The organism is Pseudomonas sp. NY15356, assembly GCF_048068175.1.
Classification (GTDB): domain Bacteria; phylum Pseudomonadota; class Gammaproteobacteria; order Pseudomonadales; family Pseudomonadaceae; genus Aquipseudomonas; species Aquipseudomonas putida_K.
In genome coordinates this window covers 12,659-31,405 of the sequence record NZ_JBLUPW010000023.1, presented here as the reverse complement: position 1 = coordinate 31,405, position 18,747 = coordinate 12,659, and the positions used below count along the sequence as shown (strand labels likewise).

The window sequence follows — 18,747 nt, the reverse complement described above, 5'->3', positions numbered from 1 at the left end:
CTTGATCGACGCCAGACGTCAGCGGCGCCCGACCTTCATCAGCCGGGCCACATTACCTCCTGAGGTATTTATGAGTAACAACCTCGACCAGCTCACCGATTGGTTGAAAGAGCACAAGATCACCGAAGTGGAATGCCTGATCAGCGACCTGACCGGCATCACCCGCGGCAAGATTTCGCCGACCAACAAGTTCATCGCCGAAAAAGGCATGCGCCTGCCCGAGAGCGTGCTGCTGCAGACGGTCACCGGCGACTATGTCGACGACGACATCTATTACGAATTGCTCGACCCGGCCGACATCGACATGATCTGCCGCCCCGACGAGAACGCGGTGTTCCTCGTGCCGTGGGCCATCGAGCCGACCGCCCAGGTGATCCACGACACTTACGACAAGAAGGGCAACCCGGTCGAGCTGTCGCCGCGCAACGTGCTCAAGAAGGTCCTCAAGCTGTATGCCGACAAAGGTTGGCAGCCGATCGTCGCGCCGGAAATGGAGTTCTACCTGACCAAGCGCAGCGAAGACCCGGACTTCCCGTTGCAGCCGCCGGTAGGCCGCTCCGGCCGTCCGGAAACCGGTCGCCAGTCGTTCTCCATCGAGGCCGCCAACGAATTCGACCCATTGTTCGAGGATGTCTACGACTGGTGCGAACTGCAGCAGCTGGATCTGGATACATTGATCCACGAGGACGGCACGGCGCAGATGGAGATCAACTTCCGTCACGGCAGCGCCCTGCACCTGGCCGACCAGATCCTGGTGTTCAAGCGCACCATGCGCGAGGCAGCGCTCAAGCACAACGTGGCCGCCACCTTCATGGCCAAGCCCATGACCGGCGAGCCGGGCAGCGCCATGCACCTGCACCAGAGCGTGATCGACGTGGCTACCGGCAAGAACATCTTTTCCAACGATGACGGCAGCATGAGCGAACTGTTCCTGCACCACATCGGTGGGTTGCAGAAGTTCATCCCCGAAGCGCTGCCGCTGTTCGCCCCTAACGTCAACTCGTTCCGCCGCTTCCTGCCGGATACCTCGGCACCGGTGAACGTCGAATGGGGTGAGGAAAACCGCACCGTAGGTCTGCGTGTGCCGGATGCCGGCCCGCAGAACCGCCGCGTGGAGAACCGCCTGCCAGGCGCCGACGCCAACCCCTACCTGGCCATCGCCGCGAGCCTCCTGTGCGGCTACATCGGCATGGTCGAGGGGATCGGCGCCAGCGCGCCGGTCCAGGGTCGCGGCTATGAGCGGCGCAACCTGCGCCTGCCGCTGACCATCGAGGATGCCCTCGAGCGGATGGAGAACTGCCGCGCCCTGGACCAGTACCTGGGCAAGAAATTCATCACCGGCTACGTCGCCACCAAGCGTGCCGAACACGAGAACTTCAAACGGGTAATCAGCTCCTGGGAACGCGAGTTCCTGCTGTTTGCCGTCTGATCAACCCTGGGGCCGCTGGAGCGCGGCTGTCGGATAACGGAGAAGCCCATGAGCGTCAACAACCCGCAAACCCGTGAATGGCAAACCTTGAGCGGCGAGCACCACCTGGCACCCTTCAGCGACTACAAGCAGTTGAAGGAAAAAGGGCCGCGCATCATCACCAAGGCCCAGGGCGTGCACTTGTGGGACAGCGAGGGGCACAAGATCCTCGACGGCATGGCGGGCCTGTGGTGCGTGGCGGTCGGCTATGGTCGCGAGGAACTGGTGCAGGCGGCGGAAAAACAGATGCGTGAATTGCCGTACTACAACCTGTTCTTCCAGACCGCCCACCCACCGGCGCTGGAGCTGGCCAAAGCGATCACCGACGTGGCGCCCAAGGGCATGACCCATGTGTTCTTCACCGGCTCCGGCTCCGAAGGCAACGACACCGTGCTGCGTATGGTGCGCCATTACTGGGCGCTCAAGGGCAAGCCCGGCAAGCAGACCATCATCGGTCGCATCAATGGCTACCATGGCTCCACCGTCGCCGGCGCCAGCCTCGGCGGCATGAGCGGTATGCACGAACAGGGCGGCCTGCCGATCCCCGGCATCGTGCATATTCCCCAGCCGTACTGGTTCGGTGAAGGTGGCGACATGACGCCGGACGAGTTCGGCGTCTGGGCCGCCGAGCAGTTGGAGAAGAAGATCCTGGAAGTCGGCGAGGACAACGTCGCCGCCTTCATCGCCGAGCCGATCCAGGGTGCAGGTGGCGTGATCATTCCGCCGGACACCTACTGGCCGAAGATCAAGGAGATCCTCGCCAAGTACGACATTCTGTTCGTCGCCGACGAGGTGATCTGCGGCTTCGGCCGCACCGGCGAATGGTTCGGCTCCGACTACTACGGCCTCGAGCCCGACCTGATGACCATCGCCAAGGGCTTGACCTCCGGTTACATCCCCATGGGTGGTGTGATTGTTCGTGACGAAGTGGCCAAGGTGCTCGCCGAAGGCGGTGACTTCAACCACGGCTTCACCTACTCCGGCCACCCGGTCGCGGCTGCCGTGGGCCTGGAAAACCTGCGCATCCTGCGTGACGAGAAAATCATCGAGCGCGCCAAGGCAGACACGGCACCTTATTTGCAAAAGCGTCTGCGTGAGCTTCTGGATCACCCGCTGGTGGGCGAGGTTCGCGGCCTGGGCCTGCTCGGCGCGATCGAGCTGGTCAAGGACAAGGCCACCCGCAGCCGCTTCGAGGGCAAGGGCGTTGGCATGATCTGCCGCCAGCATTGCTTCGACAACGGCCTGGTGATGCGTGCAGTGGGCGACACCATGATCATCGCGCCACCTTTGGTGATCAGCCGTGACGAGATCGATGAACTGGTGGAAAAGGCGCGCAAGTGCCTGGACCTGACCTATGAAGCGGTGCGCTAGCCGTTTGCTAGGCTAGCGATGTGACATTAAGCGGTTACAAGGCCCTGCTTTTCTTGAAACAGCGCCTTGTAACTTGCCAGACTAGCGACTGTTTCAGTCGCCCAGCGCTGTACCGTGGGATCTTGGCTGCTGAACAGATGGCTTGATAATAAATTCTGGAGCATTTCGCATGAAGAAAATGGGCAAGACGTTGCTGGCCACGGCCCTGATGGGTGCCATGGCAACCGCTGTTCAGGCTGAAGACAAGGTATTGAACGTCTACAACTGGTCGGACTATATCGCACCGGACACCATCGCCAAGTTCGAGAAACAAAGCGGCATCAAGGTCAAGTACGACGTCTTCGACAGCAACGAAACCCTGGAAGCCAAGTTGCTGGCAGGCAAGTCGGGTTATGACGTGGTCGTGCCGTCCAACAACTTCCTGGCCAAGCAGATCAAAGCGGGCGTCTACGAGGAACTGGACCGTTCCAAGTTGCCGAACTGGAAGAACCTGGACGAAGACCTGCTCAAGGCCGTGGGCGATGCCAGCGACCCGGGCAACAAGCATGCCTTCCCGTACATGTGGGGCTCCATCGGCATCGGCTACAACCCTGAGAAGGTCAAGGCCGCGCTGGGCGTGGACAAGATCGACTCGTGGGATGCCGTGTTCAAGCCCGAGAACATCGCCAAGCTCAAGAGCTGCGGTGTGAGCTTCCTCGACGCCCCGACCGAAATGATCCCGGCGGCGCTGCACTACCTCGGCCTGCCGAGCAACAGCACCAAGAAAGATGACCTGAAGAAGGCCGAGGAACTGTTCCTGAGCATCCGTCCTTCGATCACCTACTTCCACTCGTCCAAGTACATCGGCGACATGGCCAACGGCAACATCTGCGTGGCCGTCGGTTACTCGGGCGATCTGGAGCAGTCCAAGGCCCGCGCCCACGAAGCAGGCGACAAGGTCAAGGTCGACTACATCATTCCGAAGGAAGGTGCCGGTACCTTCTACGACATGGTCGCCATCCCTAAGGATGCCGAGCACAAGGACGCTGCCTACAAGTTCATGGACTTCCTGATGCAGCCGGAAGTCATGGCCGAAATCACCAACGCCGTACGCTTCCCGAACGGCAACAAGGCGGCCACCCCGTTCGTGGACAAGGAAATCACCAGCGACCCGAGCATCTATCCGCCTGCTGACGTGAAGAAGCAGCTATATGCGATCGCTGCACCTGAAGCCAGCGCACAGCGCTTGATCACCCGCAGCTGGACCAAGATCAAGTCGGGCAAGTAAGCCCGTCTCGAAGCCTTCTGGGCCGGGCTCCCCCGGCGCAGAAGGTATGCAAGGCAATTTAGTTTGCGGCATCGATGCAGCGAAGGTAAGTTGCGCGCCGGTTTTGCGTGTACGGCGGCGTCGCGCCGGCACCTGGAGGCACTGATCGTGAGGACCACCCACTTGTCTATTTCCTTATTTCGCAAGGCCATGATGGCTGGAGCGGGTCTGACGCTGGCATTCGGCGTCCAAGCAGCGCCGACGGTGCATATCTACAACTGGTCGGACTACATCGGGCCGACGACCCTTGCCGATTTCCACAAGGAAACCGGTATCGAGGCCAAGTACGACGTCTTCGATTCCAACGAAACCCTGGAAGGCAAGCTGCTGGCCGGTCGCACCGGCTATGACGTGGTGGTGCCGTCCAACCATTTCCTCGGCAAGCAGATCAAGGCGGGCGCTTTCCAGAAGCTCGACCGCAGCCTGCTGCCCAATTATTCCAACCTGGATCCTGCGCTGATGAAGCGCCTCGAGAAGAACGATCCGGGCAACCAGTACGCCGTGCCCTACCTGTGGGGTACCAACGGCATCGGCTACAACGTCGAGAAGGTCAAGGCCGCCTTGGGCACCGACACGATCGATTCCTGGGCCGTGCTGTTCGAGCCCGAGAACATGAAAAAGCTCTCCAAGTGCGGTGTGGCCTTCCTCGACTCGGCCGACGAAATGCTGCCGGCGGTGCTCAACTACATGGGCCTGGACCCCAACAGCACCAACGCCAAGGACTACCAGAAGGCCGAGCAGAAGCTGCAGGCCGTACGTCCCTATGTGACCTACTTCCATTCCTCGAAATACATCTCCGACCTTGCCAACGGCGATATCTGCGTCGCAGCCGGCTTCTCCGGCGATGTGTTCCAGGCCAAGGCCCGTGCCGAAGAAGCCGGCAAGGGTGTGAAGCTGGCCTACGCCATCCCCAAGGAGGGCGGCAACCTCTGGTTCGACGTGCTGGCGATCCCCAAGGACGCCAACAACGTCAAGGAGGCCCACGCCTTCATCAACTATCTGCTGAAACCTGAGGTCATCGCCCAGGTCAGCGATTATGTCGGTTACGCCAACCCGAACCCCAAGGCTGGCGACCTGATGGACCAGGCCGTGAGGACTGACGCCGCGGTTTACCCACCGCAGGAAGTGCTGGACAAGATGTTCGTCAATGCCGAGTTGCCACCCAAGGTGCAACGTCTGATGACCCGCAGCTGGACCAAGGTCAAGTCGGGCAAGTAACTATCCAGACCCGCCACGCCGGTTGCGAAAGCCGCACGTGCGGGCATAAAAAATCTTGTTGGGAGTTTCACTCATGGCAGTTGCCTCCGGTGCCTATAAAAAAGCCCTCGAGGGTGGCCAGCAACCCAAGCAGGTGCTGGTCAAGATCGACCGGGTCACGAAAAAGTTCGACGAAACGGTAGCCGTGGACGATGTGTCCCTGGAAATCCGCAAGGGCGAGATCTTCGCCCTGCTCGGTGGCTCCGGCTCCGGCAAATCGACCTTGCTGCGCATGCTGGCCGGCTTCGAGCGTCCGACCGAAGGGCGGATCTTCCTCGATGGCGTCGACATCACCGACATGCCGCCCTACGAGCGGCCGATCAACATGATGTTCCAGTCCTACGCGCTGTTCCCGCACATGACCGTGGCGCAGAACATCGCCTTCGGCCTGCAACAGGACAAGATGCCCAAGGCCGAGATCGAGGCCCGCGTGGCCGAGATGCTCAAGCTGGTGCACATGACTCAGTACGCCAAGCGTAAGCCGCACCAACTCTCCGGCGGCCAGCGCCAGCGCGTGGCCCTGGCCCGCTCCCTGGCCAAGCGCCCCAAGCTGTTGCTGCTCGACGAGCCGATGGGCGCCCTGGACAAGAAGCTGCGTTCGCAGATGCAACTGGAGCTGGTGGAAATCATCGAGCGCGTGGGTGTGACCTGCGTGATGGTGACCCACGACCAGGAAGAGGCCATGACCATGGCCGAGCGCATCGCCATCATGCACCTGGGGTGGATCGCCCAGATCGGCTCGCCGGTGGACATCTACGAGACCCCGACCAGCCGCCTGGTGTGCGAGTTCATCGGCAACGTCAATCTGTTCGAGGCGGAGGTGATCGATGACGCCGAAGGCCATGCGCTGATCGCCTCGCCCGAGCTCGAGCGCAAGATCTACGTCGGCCATGGTGTTTCGACCTCGGTCGAGGACAAGCACATCACCTACGCATTGCGCCCGGAAAAGATGCTGGTCACCACCCAGCAGCCAGACTTCGAGCACAACTGGTCGCGCGGCAAGGTCCATGACATCGCCTACCTGGGTGGCCACTCGGTGTTCTACGTCGAGCTGCCCAGCGGCAAGGTCGTGCAGTCGTTCGTCGCCAACGCCGAGCGCCAGGGCACCCGCCCGACCTGGGGTGACGACGTGTACGTATGGTGGGAAGACGACAGCGGCGTGGTACTGCGCTCATGAACATCCGCAAGCTCAAGCGAGCGCTCAACAAGGTAACCCCGGAGGGCCGCCACCTGGTGATCGGCGTGCCGTTCATCTGGCTGTTCCTGTTCTTCATGCTGCCGTTCTTCATCGTGTTGAAGATCAGCTTCGCCGAAGCCGACGTGGCGATCCCGCCCTACACGGAGATCTACAGCTACGTCGAGGACAAGATCCAGCTGGTGCTCAACATGGCCAACTACGGCCTGTTGACCGAGGACGAGCTGTACATCTCGGCCTACCTCGGCTCGCTGAAGATGGCGTTCTTCAGCACCCTGCTGTGCCTGCTGATCGGCTACCCGATGGCCTACGCCATCGCCAACGCACGCAAGGAGACGCAAACCGTCCTGCTGCTGCTGATCATGATGCCTACCTGGACTGCGATCCTGATCCGCGTCTATGCGTGGATGGGCATCCTCAGCAACAACGGCCTGCTCAATGGCTTCCTGTTGTGGACCGGCCTGATCGACCAGCCCCTGCAGATCCTCAATACCAACCTGGCGGTGTACATCGGCGTGGTCTATTCGTACCTGCCGTTCATGATCCTTCCGCTGTACGCCAACCTGGTCAAGCACGACCCGAGCCTGCTCGAGGCGGCCAGCGACCTGGGTTCGAGCACGTTCAACAGCTTCTGGAAGATCACCGTACCGCTGTCGAAGAACGGCATCATCGCCGGTTGCATGCTGGTGTTCATCCCGGTGGTGGGCGAGTTCGTGATCCCGGAACTGCTCGGCGGCCCGGAGACCCTGATGATCGGCAAGGTGCTGTGGCAGGAATTCTTCAACAACCGTGACTGGCCGGTGGCATCCGCCCTGGCGGTGGTGATGCTGGCGATCCTGATCGTGCCCATCCTGCTGTTCAACCGCAGCCAGGCCAAAGAAATGGAGGGCAGGGCATGAAGCGCTTCAGTTTCTCCAAGCTGATGCTGGTGCTCGGCTTGCTGTTCATCTACCTGCCGATGCTGATCCTGGTGATCTATTCGTTCAACGCCTCGAAGCTGGTGACGGTGTGGGGCGGCTGGTCGGTGAAATGGTACGTCGGCCTGCTCGACAACACCCAGTTGATGGGCTCGGTGATGCGCTCGCTGGAGATCGCCTGCTATACCGCGGTCGCCGCCGTGGCGCTGGGCACCCTGGCAGCCTTCGTGCTGACCCGGGTGACCCGCTTCAAGGGCCGCACGCTGTTTGGTGGCCTGGTCACCGCGCCGCTGGTGATGCCCGAGGTGATCACCGGTCTGTCGCTGCTGCTGCTGTTCGTGGCCATGGCGCAGATGATCGGCTGGCCGCAGGAGCGCGGCATCGTCACCATCTGGATCGCCCATACCACTTTCTGTGCTGCCTATGTGGCGGTGGTGGTGTCGGCGCGCCTGCGCGAGCTGGACCTGTCGATCGAAGAGGCCGCCATGGACCTGGGCGCCAAGCCGTGGAAGGTGTTCTTCCTGATCACCATCCCGATGATCGCGCCGTCGCTGGCGGCGGGCGGCATGATGTCCTTCGCCCTGTCGCTGGACGACCTGGTACTGGCCAGCTTCGTATCCGGCCCGGGCTCGACCACCTTGCCGATGGAAGTGTTCTCCGCCGTACGCCTGGGCGTGAAGCCGGAGATCAACGCCGTGGCCAGCCTGATCCTGCTGTCGGTGTCGCTGATGACCTTCCTGATCTGGTACTTCAGCCGCCGCGCCGAAGAACGCCGTCGCCGCGCTATCCAGCAGGCGATCGAGGAAGGCGCCGCCGCCAACGTACAGTCGTCGCAGGTCCAGCGCCCGACCCAGGTCGCAGCGTCCGCCTGATGTGCCATTCGCGGATAAACCCGCTCCCACAGACCCGCCACGCTTCCAGGCTTGTGGCGGGTCTGTGGGAGCGGGTTTACCCGCGAATGCTTTAGCACCGAATCAAAACCAGACAGTATCCCAGTGCGGGTAGTCCCCGATTCTGCTGACCAGCCCGGCCCGCAAAGGGTTGGCAATGATATACCTGGCTACATCCATCACATGCTCTTCCCGCCGCAGTGCCCGGTCTTGGTATCCACACTGCCATATCGGCCCCTGCCTGACCCCGTCCTGGTGCAATGTACGGCTGGAGCGAGATTTGAACCTACGCATCAATGTGCTCAGCGTCACTGCCTTCAACTCGATCAGCCAATGTAGATGGTCCGGCATCACCACCCACGCCAATGACCGGCAGGCTTGTTCCTGTTCTGCCTGACGTAGGTAATGGACGACCAGTCGAGCATGGCGAAAATCCTGAAACAGCGGTTCGCGCTGGTGAGTATTTGTGGTCAACAGATAGAGCCTGCCAGGCTCCGAGAAGCGGCCACGGCGCAGCAAGTGGGATTTGGCCAAGGGCATTGTGATCTTCCTTGAAACTTACTATTTGCTGAACATTAGCGCTTGAATCGGCGTTCTCTGGGCGGCTGATCGTTTCTGGATATCACAGCGGATGCCCTTCGCGGGTAAACCCGCTCCCACAGGGTCGAACGCGGTGGGAGCGGGTTTACCCGCGAAGATCCGGAAGGCCGAAGTTTTGATGGATCCATGTCAGTGCCAGTTGTGAAACCCTGATCTACGCTTCACTGGCGTCCCTCAATCCATTTGGCACAAGCAAGGAGCCTGCATGACGGTAGCGCGTCCGCTGATGGTCGTTTGCCTGGGGCTGCTGTCCATGCTGTCGGGCTGTGGCAAGGAAGAATCCGCCGCCGAGTTGCCCAGGGTCGGCGTGCTGCAGGTACAACCCACCGATTTCGCCGCCCGGGTCACCCTCACCGGTGATGTCCAGGCGCGGGTCCAGACTGACCTGTCGTTCCGCGTAGGCGGCAAGATCATTTCCCGCAGTGTCGATGTGGGTGACCACGTCAAGGCCAACCAGGTGCTGGCGCGCTTGGACCCCAAGGACCTGCAGAACACCGTCGACTCGGCCAAGGCCGAGGTGTTCGCCGAGCAGGCCCGGGTGACCCAGGCCAGCGCCGCCTTCGTACGTCAGCAGAAGCTGCTGCCCAAGGGCTATACCAGCCAGAGCGAGTATGATTCTGCTGAAGCGGCCCTGCGCAGCAGCCAGAGTGCACTCAAGGCTGCCCAGGCGCAGCTGGCCAATGCCCGCGAACAACTGAGCTACACGGCCCTGGTGTCCGAGGCCGATGGGGTGATCACCGCGCGCCAGGCCGAAGTCGGCCAGGTGGTGCAGGCGACCATGCCGATCTTCAGCCTGGCCCGTGATGGCGACCGCGATGCGGTGTTCAATGTCTACGAATCCCTCTTGGTGGCACCTCCCAGCGACGAAGGCGTGATCGTGAGCCTGCTGGACAACCCCCAGGTCAAGGCCGAAGGCCGTGTACGTGAAATCACCCCGACGGTGTCCGCCCAGAGCGGCACGGTGCAGGTCAAGGTGGCCTTGCGCAACGTACCGCCGGGCATGCAGCTGGGCTCACCGGTGACTGCCACGGCCAATGCCCAGGGCCGGCCGAGCATCGAGCTGCCCTGGTCGGCCCTGACCAAGGCGCTGCATGAGCCGGCGGTATGGGTGGTGGGCGAGGGCGACAAGGTGGACCTGCGCAAGGTCCAGGTTTCGCGGTACCTCACGGGCAAGATCGTGGTCGCCGATGGCCTCAAGGGCGGCGAAACCGTCGTCGTCAGCGGCGGCCAACTGCTGCACCCTGGCATGCAGGTGGAAAAGGTCGATGCCAAGGACGGAGGAGCCGCACCATGAAACGCTTGCTGCTGATGCTGTGCGCCGGCGTATCGCTGGCTGCGTGCAGCAGTGATGAAGAAGCCCCCGTGCCGGTGCGGCCGGTGCTGTCGGTGGTGGTCGAGCCGCAGGTGCAATCCCAGCTGGGCCGTTTTGCCGGCAGCATCCAGGCACGTTTCGAGAGCACCCTGGGCTTTCGTGTGTCAGGGCGCATCGCGCGTCGCTGGGTTGACGTAGGTGCCCAGGTGCAGCCGGGCGATACTTTGGCCACGCTCGACCCGACGGACCAGCAGAACCAGCTACGTGCCGCCGAAGGCGACCTGGCCAGGGTCCAGGCGCAGTGGATCAACGCCCAGGCCAATGCGCGCCGGCAGCAACAGCTCTACGACCGCGGCGTCGGTGCCCAGGCGCAGTTGGACATCGCCCAGACCGACCTGAAGACCACCGGTGCTGCCCTGGAGCAGGCCCGCTCGGCGGTCAGCCAGGCCCGTGACCAGCTCGACTACAGTACCTTGCGCACCGACCACGCTGCGGTGGTCACCGCCTGGCAGGCCGAAGCCGGACAGACGGTCAGCGCCGGCCAGGCCGTGGTCACCCTGGCGCGGCCGGACGTCAAGGAAGCAGTGATCGACCTGCCGATCACCCTGGCCGAGCAGCTCAGCAAGGCACTGACCTTCACCGTCGCCTCGCAACTCGACCCCGCCATCAACACCACCGCCACCCTGCGCGAGCTGGAGCCCCAGGCCGATGCCACCACCCGTACCCGGCGTGCACGGCTGACGCTGGCCAACACCCCGGATGCCTTCCACCTGGGGACTGCGATCAGCGTCACCCTGACCTCCGCCGTGTCCCCGCGCAGCGAGCTGCCGCTCAGTGCCTTGTTCGAAGGCGCCGGCAAGCCCCAGGTATGGGTGATCGACCCGCAACAGAAGACCGTGGCGACCCGTGACGTCACCCTGATCGAGCGCACCGCCAGCAGCATCGTCCTGGCGTCCGGCGTGCAGCCGGGCGAGCGTGTGGTCACCGCTGGCGTCAACAGCCTCAAGCCCGGCCAGAAGGTCGCATTCGACGAGGACGCGCAATGAAAGGAAGCTTCAACCTGTCGGAATGGGCGCTCAGGCATCAGTCCTTCGTCTGGTACCTGATGTTCGTCGGGCTGCTGATGGGCATCTTCTCCTACTTCAACCTTGGGCGAGAGGAAGACCCGTCCTTCACCATCAAGACCATGGTGATCCAGACCCGTTGGCCTGGCGCGACCCAGGACGAGATGCTGTACCAGGTCACCGACCGCATCGAGAAGAAGCTCGAGGAGCTCGACTCGCTGGACTACACCAAGAGCTATACCCGCCCGGGCGAGTCCACGGTCTATGTCTACCTGCGCGACACCACCAAGGCCAAGGATATTCCCGAAATCTGGTACCAGGTGCGCAAGAAGATCCAGGATATCCGCGGCCAGTTCCCATCGGGTATCCAGGGGCCAGGTTTCAACGACGAGTTCGGCGACGTGTTCGGCTCGATCTATGCCTTTACCGCCGACGGCCTGACCATGCGCCAACTGCGCGACTACGTGGAGCAGGCCCGGGCAGAGGTCCGTGACGTGCCCAACATCGGCAAGATCGAAATGGTCGGCACCCAGGACGAAGTGCTCTACCTGAACTTCTCGACCCGCAAGCTGGCGGCGCTGGGGATCGACCAGCGCCAGGTCATGCAGGCCCTGCAATCGCAGAACGCCGTGACGCCGGCCGGGGTCATCGAGGCCGGCCCCGAGCGCATCTCGGTGCGCACCACCGGGCAGTTCGCCTCGGAAAAAGACCTTCAGACCGTCAACTTGCGGATCAACGACCGCTTCTTCCGCCTGGCCGATATCGCCGACATCGAGCGCGGCTATGTCGACCCACCGTCGCCGATGTTCCGCTACAACGGGCAGGACGCGATCGGCCTGGCCATCGGTATGAAGGCAGGTGGCAATATCCAGGTGTTCGGCCAGCGGCTCAAGGCGCGAATGGACCGGGTGATCAACGACCTGCCGGTAGGTATCGGTGTGCACACCGTGTCGGACCAGGCGGTGGTGGTCAAGCAGGCGGTCGGCGGCTTCACCAGTGCCCTGTTCGAGGCGGTGGTGATCGTGCTGGCGGTGAGTTTCGTCAGCCTAGGCGTCCGCGCGGGCCTGGTGGTGGCCTGCTCCATCCCGCTGGTGCTGGCCATGGTCTTCGTGTTCATGGAGTACAGCGGCATCACCATGCAGCGGATTTCCCTCGGGGCGTTGATCATCGCCCTGGGCCTGCTGGTGGATGACGCGATGATCACCGTGGAAGTGATGGTCACGCGCCTGGAGATGGGCGAGAGCAAGGAGCAGGCGGCGACCTTCGCCTATACCTCGACGGCCTTCCCCATGCTGACCGGTACCTTGGTGACCGTGGCCGGCTTCGTGCCAATCGGGCTCAACGCCAGCTCCGCCGGCGAATACACCTACACCCTGTTCGCGGTGATCGCGGTGGCGCTGCTGGTGTCCTGGGTGGTGGCGGTGTTCTTCGCCCCGGTGCTGGGCGTGCATATCCTCAACAGCAACAAGCTCAAGGCCCATGAGGCCGAGCCCGGGCGTGTGGGCCGGGCGTTCGAGCATGGCCTGTTGTGGTGCATGCGCAACCGCTGGCTGACCGTGATCGGCACCATCGTGTTGTTCGTGCTGTCGGTGTTCTGCATGCGCTTCGTGCAGAATCAGTTCTTCCCGTCCTCCGATCGCCCGGAGATCCTCGTCGACCTCAACCTGCCGCAGAACGCCTCGATCGAGGAAACCCGCAAGGTGGTCGACCGCTTCGAAGCGACCCTCAAGGGCGACCCGACCATCGAGCGCTGGAGCACCTACATCGGCCAGGGCGCGATCCGCTTCTACCTGCCGCTGGACCAGCAGTTGCAAAACCCCTACTACGCCCAGTTCGTGATCGTCAGCAAAGGCCTGGACGAGCGGGGCGAACTGATGGCGCGCCTGCAGAAGCGCCTGCGCGAGGACTTCGTTGGTATCGGCACCAACGTCCAGTCGCTGGAGATGGGCCCGCCAGTAGGCCGGCCGATCCAGTACCGGGTCAGCGGCAAGGACATCGACCAGGTGCGCCGGCATGCCATCGAGCTTGCGACCCTACTCGATGCCAACGAGCATATCGGCGAGATGATCTACGACTGGAACGAGCCAGGTAAGGTGCTGCGGGTCGAGATCGCCCAGGACAAGGCACGCCAGCTGGGGTTGTCGTCCGAGGACGTGGCCAACGTGATGAACAGCATCGTCAGCGGTGTGCCGGTCACCCAGGTCAACGACAACATCTACCTGATCAACGTGGTCGCCCGCGCCGAAGACAGCGAGCGCGGTTCGCCCGACACCTTGCAGAACCTGCAGATCCTCACCCCCAACGGCACCTCGATCCCGCTGCTGGCGTTCGCCACGGTGCGGTATGAACTGGAACAGCCCTTGGTATGGCGTCGCGACCGCAAGCCGACCATCACCATCAAGGCCTCGGTCAACGGCGACATCCAGCCCACTGACCTGGTGGCCCAGCTCAAGCCGAAGATCGACGAATTCGCCAGCCAGCTGCCGGCCGGCTATGAAGTGGCCACCGGCGGTACGGTGGAGGAAAGCAGCAAGGCCCAGGGGCCGATCGCCAAGGTCATCCCGCTGATGCTGTTCCTCATGGCGACCTTCCTGATGATCCAGCTGCACAGCGTGCAGAAGCTGTTCCTGGTGGTCAGTGTGGCGCCGCTGGGGTTGATCGGCGTGGTGCTGGCCTTGGTGCCCACGGGTACGCCCATGGGCTTCGTGGCGATCCTCGGCATCCTCGCCCTGGCCGGCATCATCATCCGCAACTCGGTGATCCTGGTCACCCAGATCGACGAATTCCGCGAGCAAGGCCTTTCGCCCTGGGATGCGGTGGTGGAGGCCACCAACCACCGGCGCCGGCCGATCCTGCTCACCGCCGCGGCGGCCAGCCTGGGTATGATCCCGATCGCCCGGGAAGTGTTCTGGGGGCCGATGGCCTACGCCATGATCGGCGGCATCATCAGTGCAACGCTGCTGACGCTGCTGTTCCTGCCGGCGCTGTATGTGGCCTGGTACAAGATCCGCGAGCCGGAAAAAGCCTGACCACAACGCGCCCACTTGTGGAGCGGCCTTGTGCCGCGATGGGGCGCGAAGCGGCCCTGAATCCAGTTTGCTCGGTATATCTGATGAACCGTGTTAGCTGGTTTCAGGGCCGCTTCGCGCCCCATCGCGGCGCAAGGCCGCTCCTACAAAAGGATCTTCGAAAATGGTTATATAAAAATTCTTAAACAGTATTTTTCAGAATAAAAGCCGCTCTCTAAGATTGCCCTCAAGCCAGGCGCAATCCCCTTCCTCTGCCCGGCACTTCATTGACAAGGAGAACGAGCATGAGTGCATCTGTGCGTAGCATCGACGGCCAGGACGAAGCCACCATTCTGCGTGAGATCCAGAGCGCCCTGCGTGACCTGCGTTTCGGCGCGGTAGAGATCACCGTGCACAACGCCCAGGTCGTGCAGATCGAGCGCAAGGAGAAGTTCCGCCTGCAGCAGCCCGGCAACAAGTCCGGCTGACCGCGCATCACCTACAAACTAGAAAAATGCCAATCGGGAGCTTCACCATGTCCATCCGCCGTTATGCGCTTGCCGCCCTGGCCAGTGCCGTTTTTGCCGGTTCCGCGATCGCCAAGGACTACGAACTGTTGAACGTGTCCTACGACCCGACCCGTGAGCTGTACCAGCAGTACAACGCCGAATTCATCAAGCACTGGCAGACCACGCACCCAGACGACAGGGTGAAGATCCAGCAATCCCACGGCGGCTCGGGCAAGCAGGCGCGGGCCGTGATCGATGGCCTGCGCGCCGACGTGGTGACCCTGGCCCTGGCGGGTGACATCGACGAAGTGGCCAAGCTCGGCAAGAGCCTGCCCGCCGACTGGCAAAGCCGCCTGCCGGAGGCAAGCACGCCCTACACCTCGACCATCGTGTTCCTGGTGCGCAAGGGCAACCCCAAGGGCATCAAGGACTGGGGCGACCTGATCAAGCCGGATGTCTCCGTCATCACCCCCAACCCCAAGACCTCCGGCGGTGCCCGCTGGAATTTCCTGGCGGCCTGGGCCTATGGCCTGAAGACCGGCGGTAGCGAGGACAAGGCCAAGGAATACGTGCAGGCGCTGTTCAAGCATGTGCCGGTGCTCGATACAGGCGCTCGGGGCTCGACCATCACCTTCGTCAACAACGGCCAGGGCGATGTGCTGCTGGCCTGGGAGAACGAGGCATTCCTGGCATTGAAGGAAGACGGCGGCAGCGACAAATTCGAGATCGTCGTGCCGTCCCTGTCGATCCTCGCCGAACCGCCGGTGGCGGTGGTGGACAAGAACGCCGAGAAGAAGGGCAACACAGCGATCGCCACTGAATACCTCAAGCACCTGTACAGCCCGGCTGGGCAGACGATCGCTGCGCAGAATTTCTACCGCCCACGTGACGAGAAGGTCGCAGCGGAGTTCGGCAAGCAATTCCCGAAATTGGAGCTGGTGACCATCGACAAGGACTTCGGGGGCTGGAAGACTGCACAGCCGAAGTTCTTCAATGATGGCGGTGTGTTCGACCAGATCTATCAGGCACAGTGATCGCCAAGGAAACGCGGGGCCGCTTTGCGGCCCCAGGATTCAGAAGCTTGCACCGGCCCGGGGTTGATCCCGGGCTTCGTGCGTTCAACCAGGGACCTTTATGTCACGTCGTATTTCCCCCGTCATACCCGGCTTCGGGCTGACGCTGGGCTACACCTTGGTGTACCTCAGCCTGATTGTGCTCATACCGCTGGCTGCCATGTTCGTGCATGCCGCACAGCTGACCTGGGATCAGTTCTGGGCCGTGGTCAGCGCGCCACGGGTACTCGCTGCGTTGAAACTGAGCTTCGGCACTGCGCTGTTCGCTGCCCTCATCAACGGTGTGATCGGCACCCTGCTGGCCTGGGTGCTGGTACGTTATGAATTTCCGGGGCGCAAGGTCATCGACGCGATGATCGACCTGCCGTTCGCCCTGCCCACGGCGGTGGCGGGTATCGCCCTGACGGCGCTGTACGCACCGGCCGGCTGGGTGGGGCAGTTCGCCACCGACCTGGGCTTCAAGATCGCCTACACCCCGCTGGGCATCACCCTCGCGCTGACCTTCGTCACCCTGCCGTTCGTGGTGCGCACGGTACAGCCGGTTTTGGCCGATATCCCGCGGGAAGTCGAAGAGGCTGCCGCCTGCCTGGGCGCCAAGCCGTTGCAGGTGTTCCGCCATGTGCTGGCGCCGGCGCTGCTGCCCGCCTGGCTGACTGGCTTCGCCCTGGCGTTTGCCCGTGGCGTGGGCGAGTACGGCTCGGTAATCTTCATTGCCGGCAACATGCCGATGAAGACCGAGATCCTGCCGCTGTTGATCATGGTCAAGCTGGACCAGTACGACTACACCGGCGCCACCGCCATCGGCGTGCTGATGCTGGTGGTTTCCTTCATCCTGCTGCTGCTGATCAACCTGCTGCAGCGCCGTATCGAAACCCCATGAAGGAGGCCCGGTAGATGTCCAGTTCATCCCTTGGCGCCGCCGCTGCGGCCAACGCTGCCCGCAGGGGCAGCGCCACCTCGCGCCGCGTATTGATCGGCCTGGCCTGGCTGGTGTTCGTGCTGTTCCTGCTGCTGCCGCTGTTCATCGTGGTGTCCCAGGCGTTGAAGAACGGCTTCGGTACCTTCTTCGAGGCGATCTTCGAGCCTGACGCGCTTTCGGCCCTGAAGCTGACCTTGCTCGCCGTGGCCATCTCGGTGCCGCTGAACCTGGTGTTCGGCGTCAGCGCCGCATGGTGCGTGAGCAAGTACAACTTCCGGGGCAAGAGCCTACTGGTCACCCTGATCGACCTGCCATTCTCGGTCTCGCCGGTGATCGCGGGCCTGGTATACGTCCTGATGTTCGGCGCCCAGGGCCTATTCGGGCCGTGGCTGCAGGACCACGATATCCAGATCGTCTTCGCCTTGCCGGGCATCGTCCTGGCGACCATCTTCGTCACCGTTCCCTTCGTCGCCCGCGAGCTGATCCCGCTGATGCAGGAGCAGGGCACCCAGGAAGAAGAGGCCGCGCGCCTGTTGGGCGCCAATGGCTGGCAGATGTTCTGGCATGTGACCCTGCCGAACATCAAGTGGGGCCTGATCTATGGCGTGGTGCTGTGCACGGCGCGGGCGATGGGCGAGTTCGGCGCGGTGTCGGTGGTGTCCGGCCATATCCGCGGTGTCACCAACACCCTGCCGCTGCACGTGGAGATCCTCTACAACGAGTACAACCATGTCGCGGCCTTCAGCGTGGCCAGCCTGCTGCTGATCCTGGCGCTCTTCATCCTGCTGCTCAAGCAGTGGAGCGAGAACCGTATTAACCGCCTGCGCCACGGCGCAGCGGAGGAATAATTCATGTCGATCGAAGTTCGTAACGTCAGCAAGCGCTTCAACGCCTTCCAGGCCCTGGACAACATCAACCTGGATATCAACAGCGGCGAGCTGGTGGCCCTGCTCGGCCCTTCGGGCTGCGGCAAGACCACCCTGCTGCGGATCATCGCCGGCCTCGAGACGCCCGACCAGGGCAGCATCGTGTTCCATGGCGAGGATGTCTCCGGCCACGATGTGCGTGATCGCAATGTCGGTTTTGTGTTCCAGCACTACGCCCTGTTCCGCCACATGAGCGTGTTCGACAACGTTGCCTTCGGCCTGCGCATGAAGCCTAAGGGCGAGCGCCCGAGCGAAAGCCGCATCGCCGAGAAGGTCCATGAACTGTTGAACATGGTCCAGCTCGACTGGCTCGCCGACCGCTACCCCGAGCAGCTTTCCGGCGGCCAGCGCCAGCGTATCGCCCTGGCCCGCGCTCTGGCGGTGGAGCCCAAGGTGCTACTGCTCGACGAGCCGTTCGGTGCCCTCGATGCCAAGGTGCGCAAGGAGTTGCGCCGTTGGCTGGCGCGCCTGCACGAAGACATCAACCTGACCTCGGTGTTCGTGACCCACGACCAGGAAGAGGCCATGGAAGTGGCCGACCGCATCGTGGTGATGAACAAGGGCGTGATCGAGCAGATCGGCTCGCCGGGCGAGGTGTACGAAAACCCGGCCAACGATTTCGTCTACCACTTCCTGGGTGATTCCAACCGGCTGAGCCTGAGCGAAGGCCAGCATGTGCTGTTCCGCCCCCATGAGGTGTCGCTGTCGCGGCATGAGACCGAAGGCCACCAGGCCGCCGAGGTGCGCGACATCCGGCCGTTGGGTGCGACCACGCGTGTCACCTTGAAGGTGCCGGGGCAGAGCGAGTTGATCGAAGCCGAGGTGGTGAAGGACCACGACAGCCTGACCGGGCTGGCGCGCGGGGAGACGTTGTTCTTCCGCCCGAAGGTCTGGCAGAAGATGCCGAATATCTAAGCCGCGACTGATTGCAG

Annotated in this window: 16 protein-coding genes; 15 read left to right on the top strand and 1 reads right to left on the bottom strand. The window is 62.7% G+C overall.

Annotated features, from left to right (window positions below):
* The first annotated feature begins 70 nt into the window (after window positions 1-70).
* From ACNFCI_RS17700 to ACNFCI_RS17670, 7 genes are all read left to right on the top strand, one after another.
* Window positions 71-1,429 (top strand): glutamine synthetase family protein, encoded by a 1,359-nt coding sequence (locus ACNFCI_RS17700; RefSeq protein ID WP_084856531.1) that lies wholly within the window; start codon window positions 71-73, stop codon window positions 1,427-1,429.
* A 48-nt stretch (window positions 1,430-1,477) separates the two neighbouring features.
* Window positions 1,478-2,839: an aspartate aminotransferase family protein gene (locus ACNFCI_RS17695; protein WP_084856530.1), complete on the top strand. Its 1,362-nt coding sequence runs from the start codon at window positions 1,478-1,480 to the stop codon at window positions 2,837-2,839.
* A 169-nt stretch (window positions 2,840-3,008) separates the two neighbouring features.
* Window positions 3,009-4,106: a polyamine ABC transporter substrate-binding protein gene (locus ACNFCI_RS17690; protein ID WP_084856528.1), complete on the top strand. Its 1,098-nt coding sequence runs from the start codon at window positions 3,009-3,011 to the stop codon at window positions 4,104-4,106.
* Between the two features lie 162 nt (window positions 4,107-4,268).
* Window positions 4,269-5,363, top strand: a complete 1,095-nt coding sequence (locus ACNFCI_RS17685) for a polyamine ABC transporter substrate-binding protein (protein WP_084856526.1) — start codon at window positions 4,269-4,271, stop codon at window positions 5,361-5,363.
* A 73-nt stretch (window positions 5,364-5,436) separates the two neighbouring features.
* Complete coding sequence (locus ACNFCI_RS17680) at window positions 5,437-6,579, top strand: ABC transporter ATP-binding protein (RefSeq protein WP_084856524.1); 1,143 nt, start codon at window positions 5,437-5,439, stop codon at window positions 6,577-6,579.
* Window positions 6,576-7,496, top strand: coding sequence for an ABC transporter permease subunit (locus tag ACNFCI_RS17675; RefSeq protein WP_084856522.1), 921 nt, complete (start codon window positions 6,576-6,578; stop codon window positions 7,494-7,496). The genes ACNFCI_RS17680 and ACNFCI_RS17675 overlap by 4 nt, the downstream gene beginning before the upstream one ends.
* On the top strand, window positions 7,493-8,386 hold the full coding sequence (locus ACNFCI_RS17670) for an ABC transporter permease subunit (RefSeq protein ID WP_084856521.1): 894 nt from the start codon (window positions 7,493-7,495) through the stop codon (window positions 8,384-8,386). Before ACNFCI_RS17675 ends, ACNFCI_RS17670 begins: the two co-directional genes overlap by 4 nt.
* Before the next feature lie 102 nt (window positions 8,387-8,488).
* On the opposite strand, the gene ACNFCI_RS17665 is transcribed toward ACNFCI_RS17670, so the two are convergent.
* Window positions 8,489-8,944, bottom strand: a complete 456-nt coding sequence (locus ACNFCI_RS17665) for an REP-associated tyrosine transposase (RefSeq protein ID WP_368829062.1) — start codon at window positions 8,942-8,944, stop codon at window positions 8,489-8,491.
* A 265-nt stretch (window positions 8,945-9,209) separates the two neighbouring features.
* Between ACNFCI_RS17665 and ACNFCI_RS17660 the strand changes: the two genes are divergently transcribed.
* From ACNFCI_RS17660 to ACNFCI_RS17625, 8 genes are all read left to right on the top strand, one after another.
* The gene (locus ACNFCI_RS17660) at window positions 9,210-10,298 is read left to right on the top strand and encodes an efflux RND transporter periplasmic adaptor subunit (RefSeq protein WP_084856517.1); all 1,089 of its coding nucleotides are present in this window, start codon (window positions 9,210-9,212) and stop codon (window positions 10,296-10,298) included.
* Window positions 10,295-11,362: an efflux RND transporter periplasmic adaptor subunit gene (locus ACNFCI_RS17655; protein WP_084856515.1), complete on the top strand. Its 1,068-nt coding sequence runs from the start codon at window positions 10,295-10,297 to the stop codon at window positions 11,360-11,362. The genes ACNFCI_RS17660 and ACNFCI_RS17655 overlap by 4 nt, the downstream gene beginning before the upstream one ends.
* Window positions 11,359-14,409, top strand: coding sequence for an efflux RND transporter permease subunit (locus tag ACNFCI_RS17650; RefSeq protein WP_368829061.1), 3,051 nt, complete (start codon window positions 11,359-11,361; stop codon window positions 14,407-14,409). Before ACNFCI_RS17655 ends, ACNFCI_RS17650 begins: the two co-directional genes overlap by 4 nt.
* Window positions 14,410-14,693: 284 nt before the next feature.
* Window positions 14,694-14,876, top strand: coding sequence for a sulfur starvation response protein OscA (gene oscA, locus ACNFCI_RS17645; RefSeq protein ID WP_070092048.1), 183 nt, complete (start codon window positions 14,694-14,696; stop codon window positions 14,874-14,876).
* A 47-nt stretch (window positions 14,877-14,923) separates the two neighbouring features.
* Window positions 14,924-15,931, top strand: a complete 1,008-nt coding sequence (locus ACNFCI_RS17640) for a sulfate ABC transporter substrate-binding protein (RefSeq protein ID WP_368829060.1) — start codon at window positions 14,924-14,926, stop codon at window positions 15,929-15,931.
* A 100-nt stretch (window positions 15,932-16,031) separates the two neighbouring features.
* A complete protein-coding gene (cysT, locus tag ACNFCI_RS17635) occupies window positions 16,032-16,850 on the top strand; it encodes a sulfate ABC transporter permease subunit CysT (protein ID WP_084856509.1) in 819 nt (272 codons plus the stop codon).
* A 14-nt stretch (window positions 16,851-16,864) separates the two neighbouring features.
* On the top strand, window positions 16,865-17,737 hold the full coding sequence (gene cysW, locus ACNFCI_RS17630) for a sulfate ABC transporter permease subunit CysW (RefSeq protein WP_084856507.1): 873 nt from the start codon (window positions 16,865-16,867) through the stop codon (window positions 17,735-17,737).
* Between the two features lie 3 nt (window positions 17,738-17,740).
* On the top strand, window positions 17,741-18,730 hold the full coding sequence (locus ACNFCI_RS17625; protein WP_084856505.1) for a sulfate/molybdate ABC transporter ATP-binding protein: 990 nt from the start codon (window positions 17,741-17,743) through the stop codon (window positions 18,728-18,730).
* Window positions 18,731-18,747 lie beyond the last annotated feature (17 nt).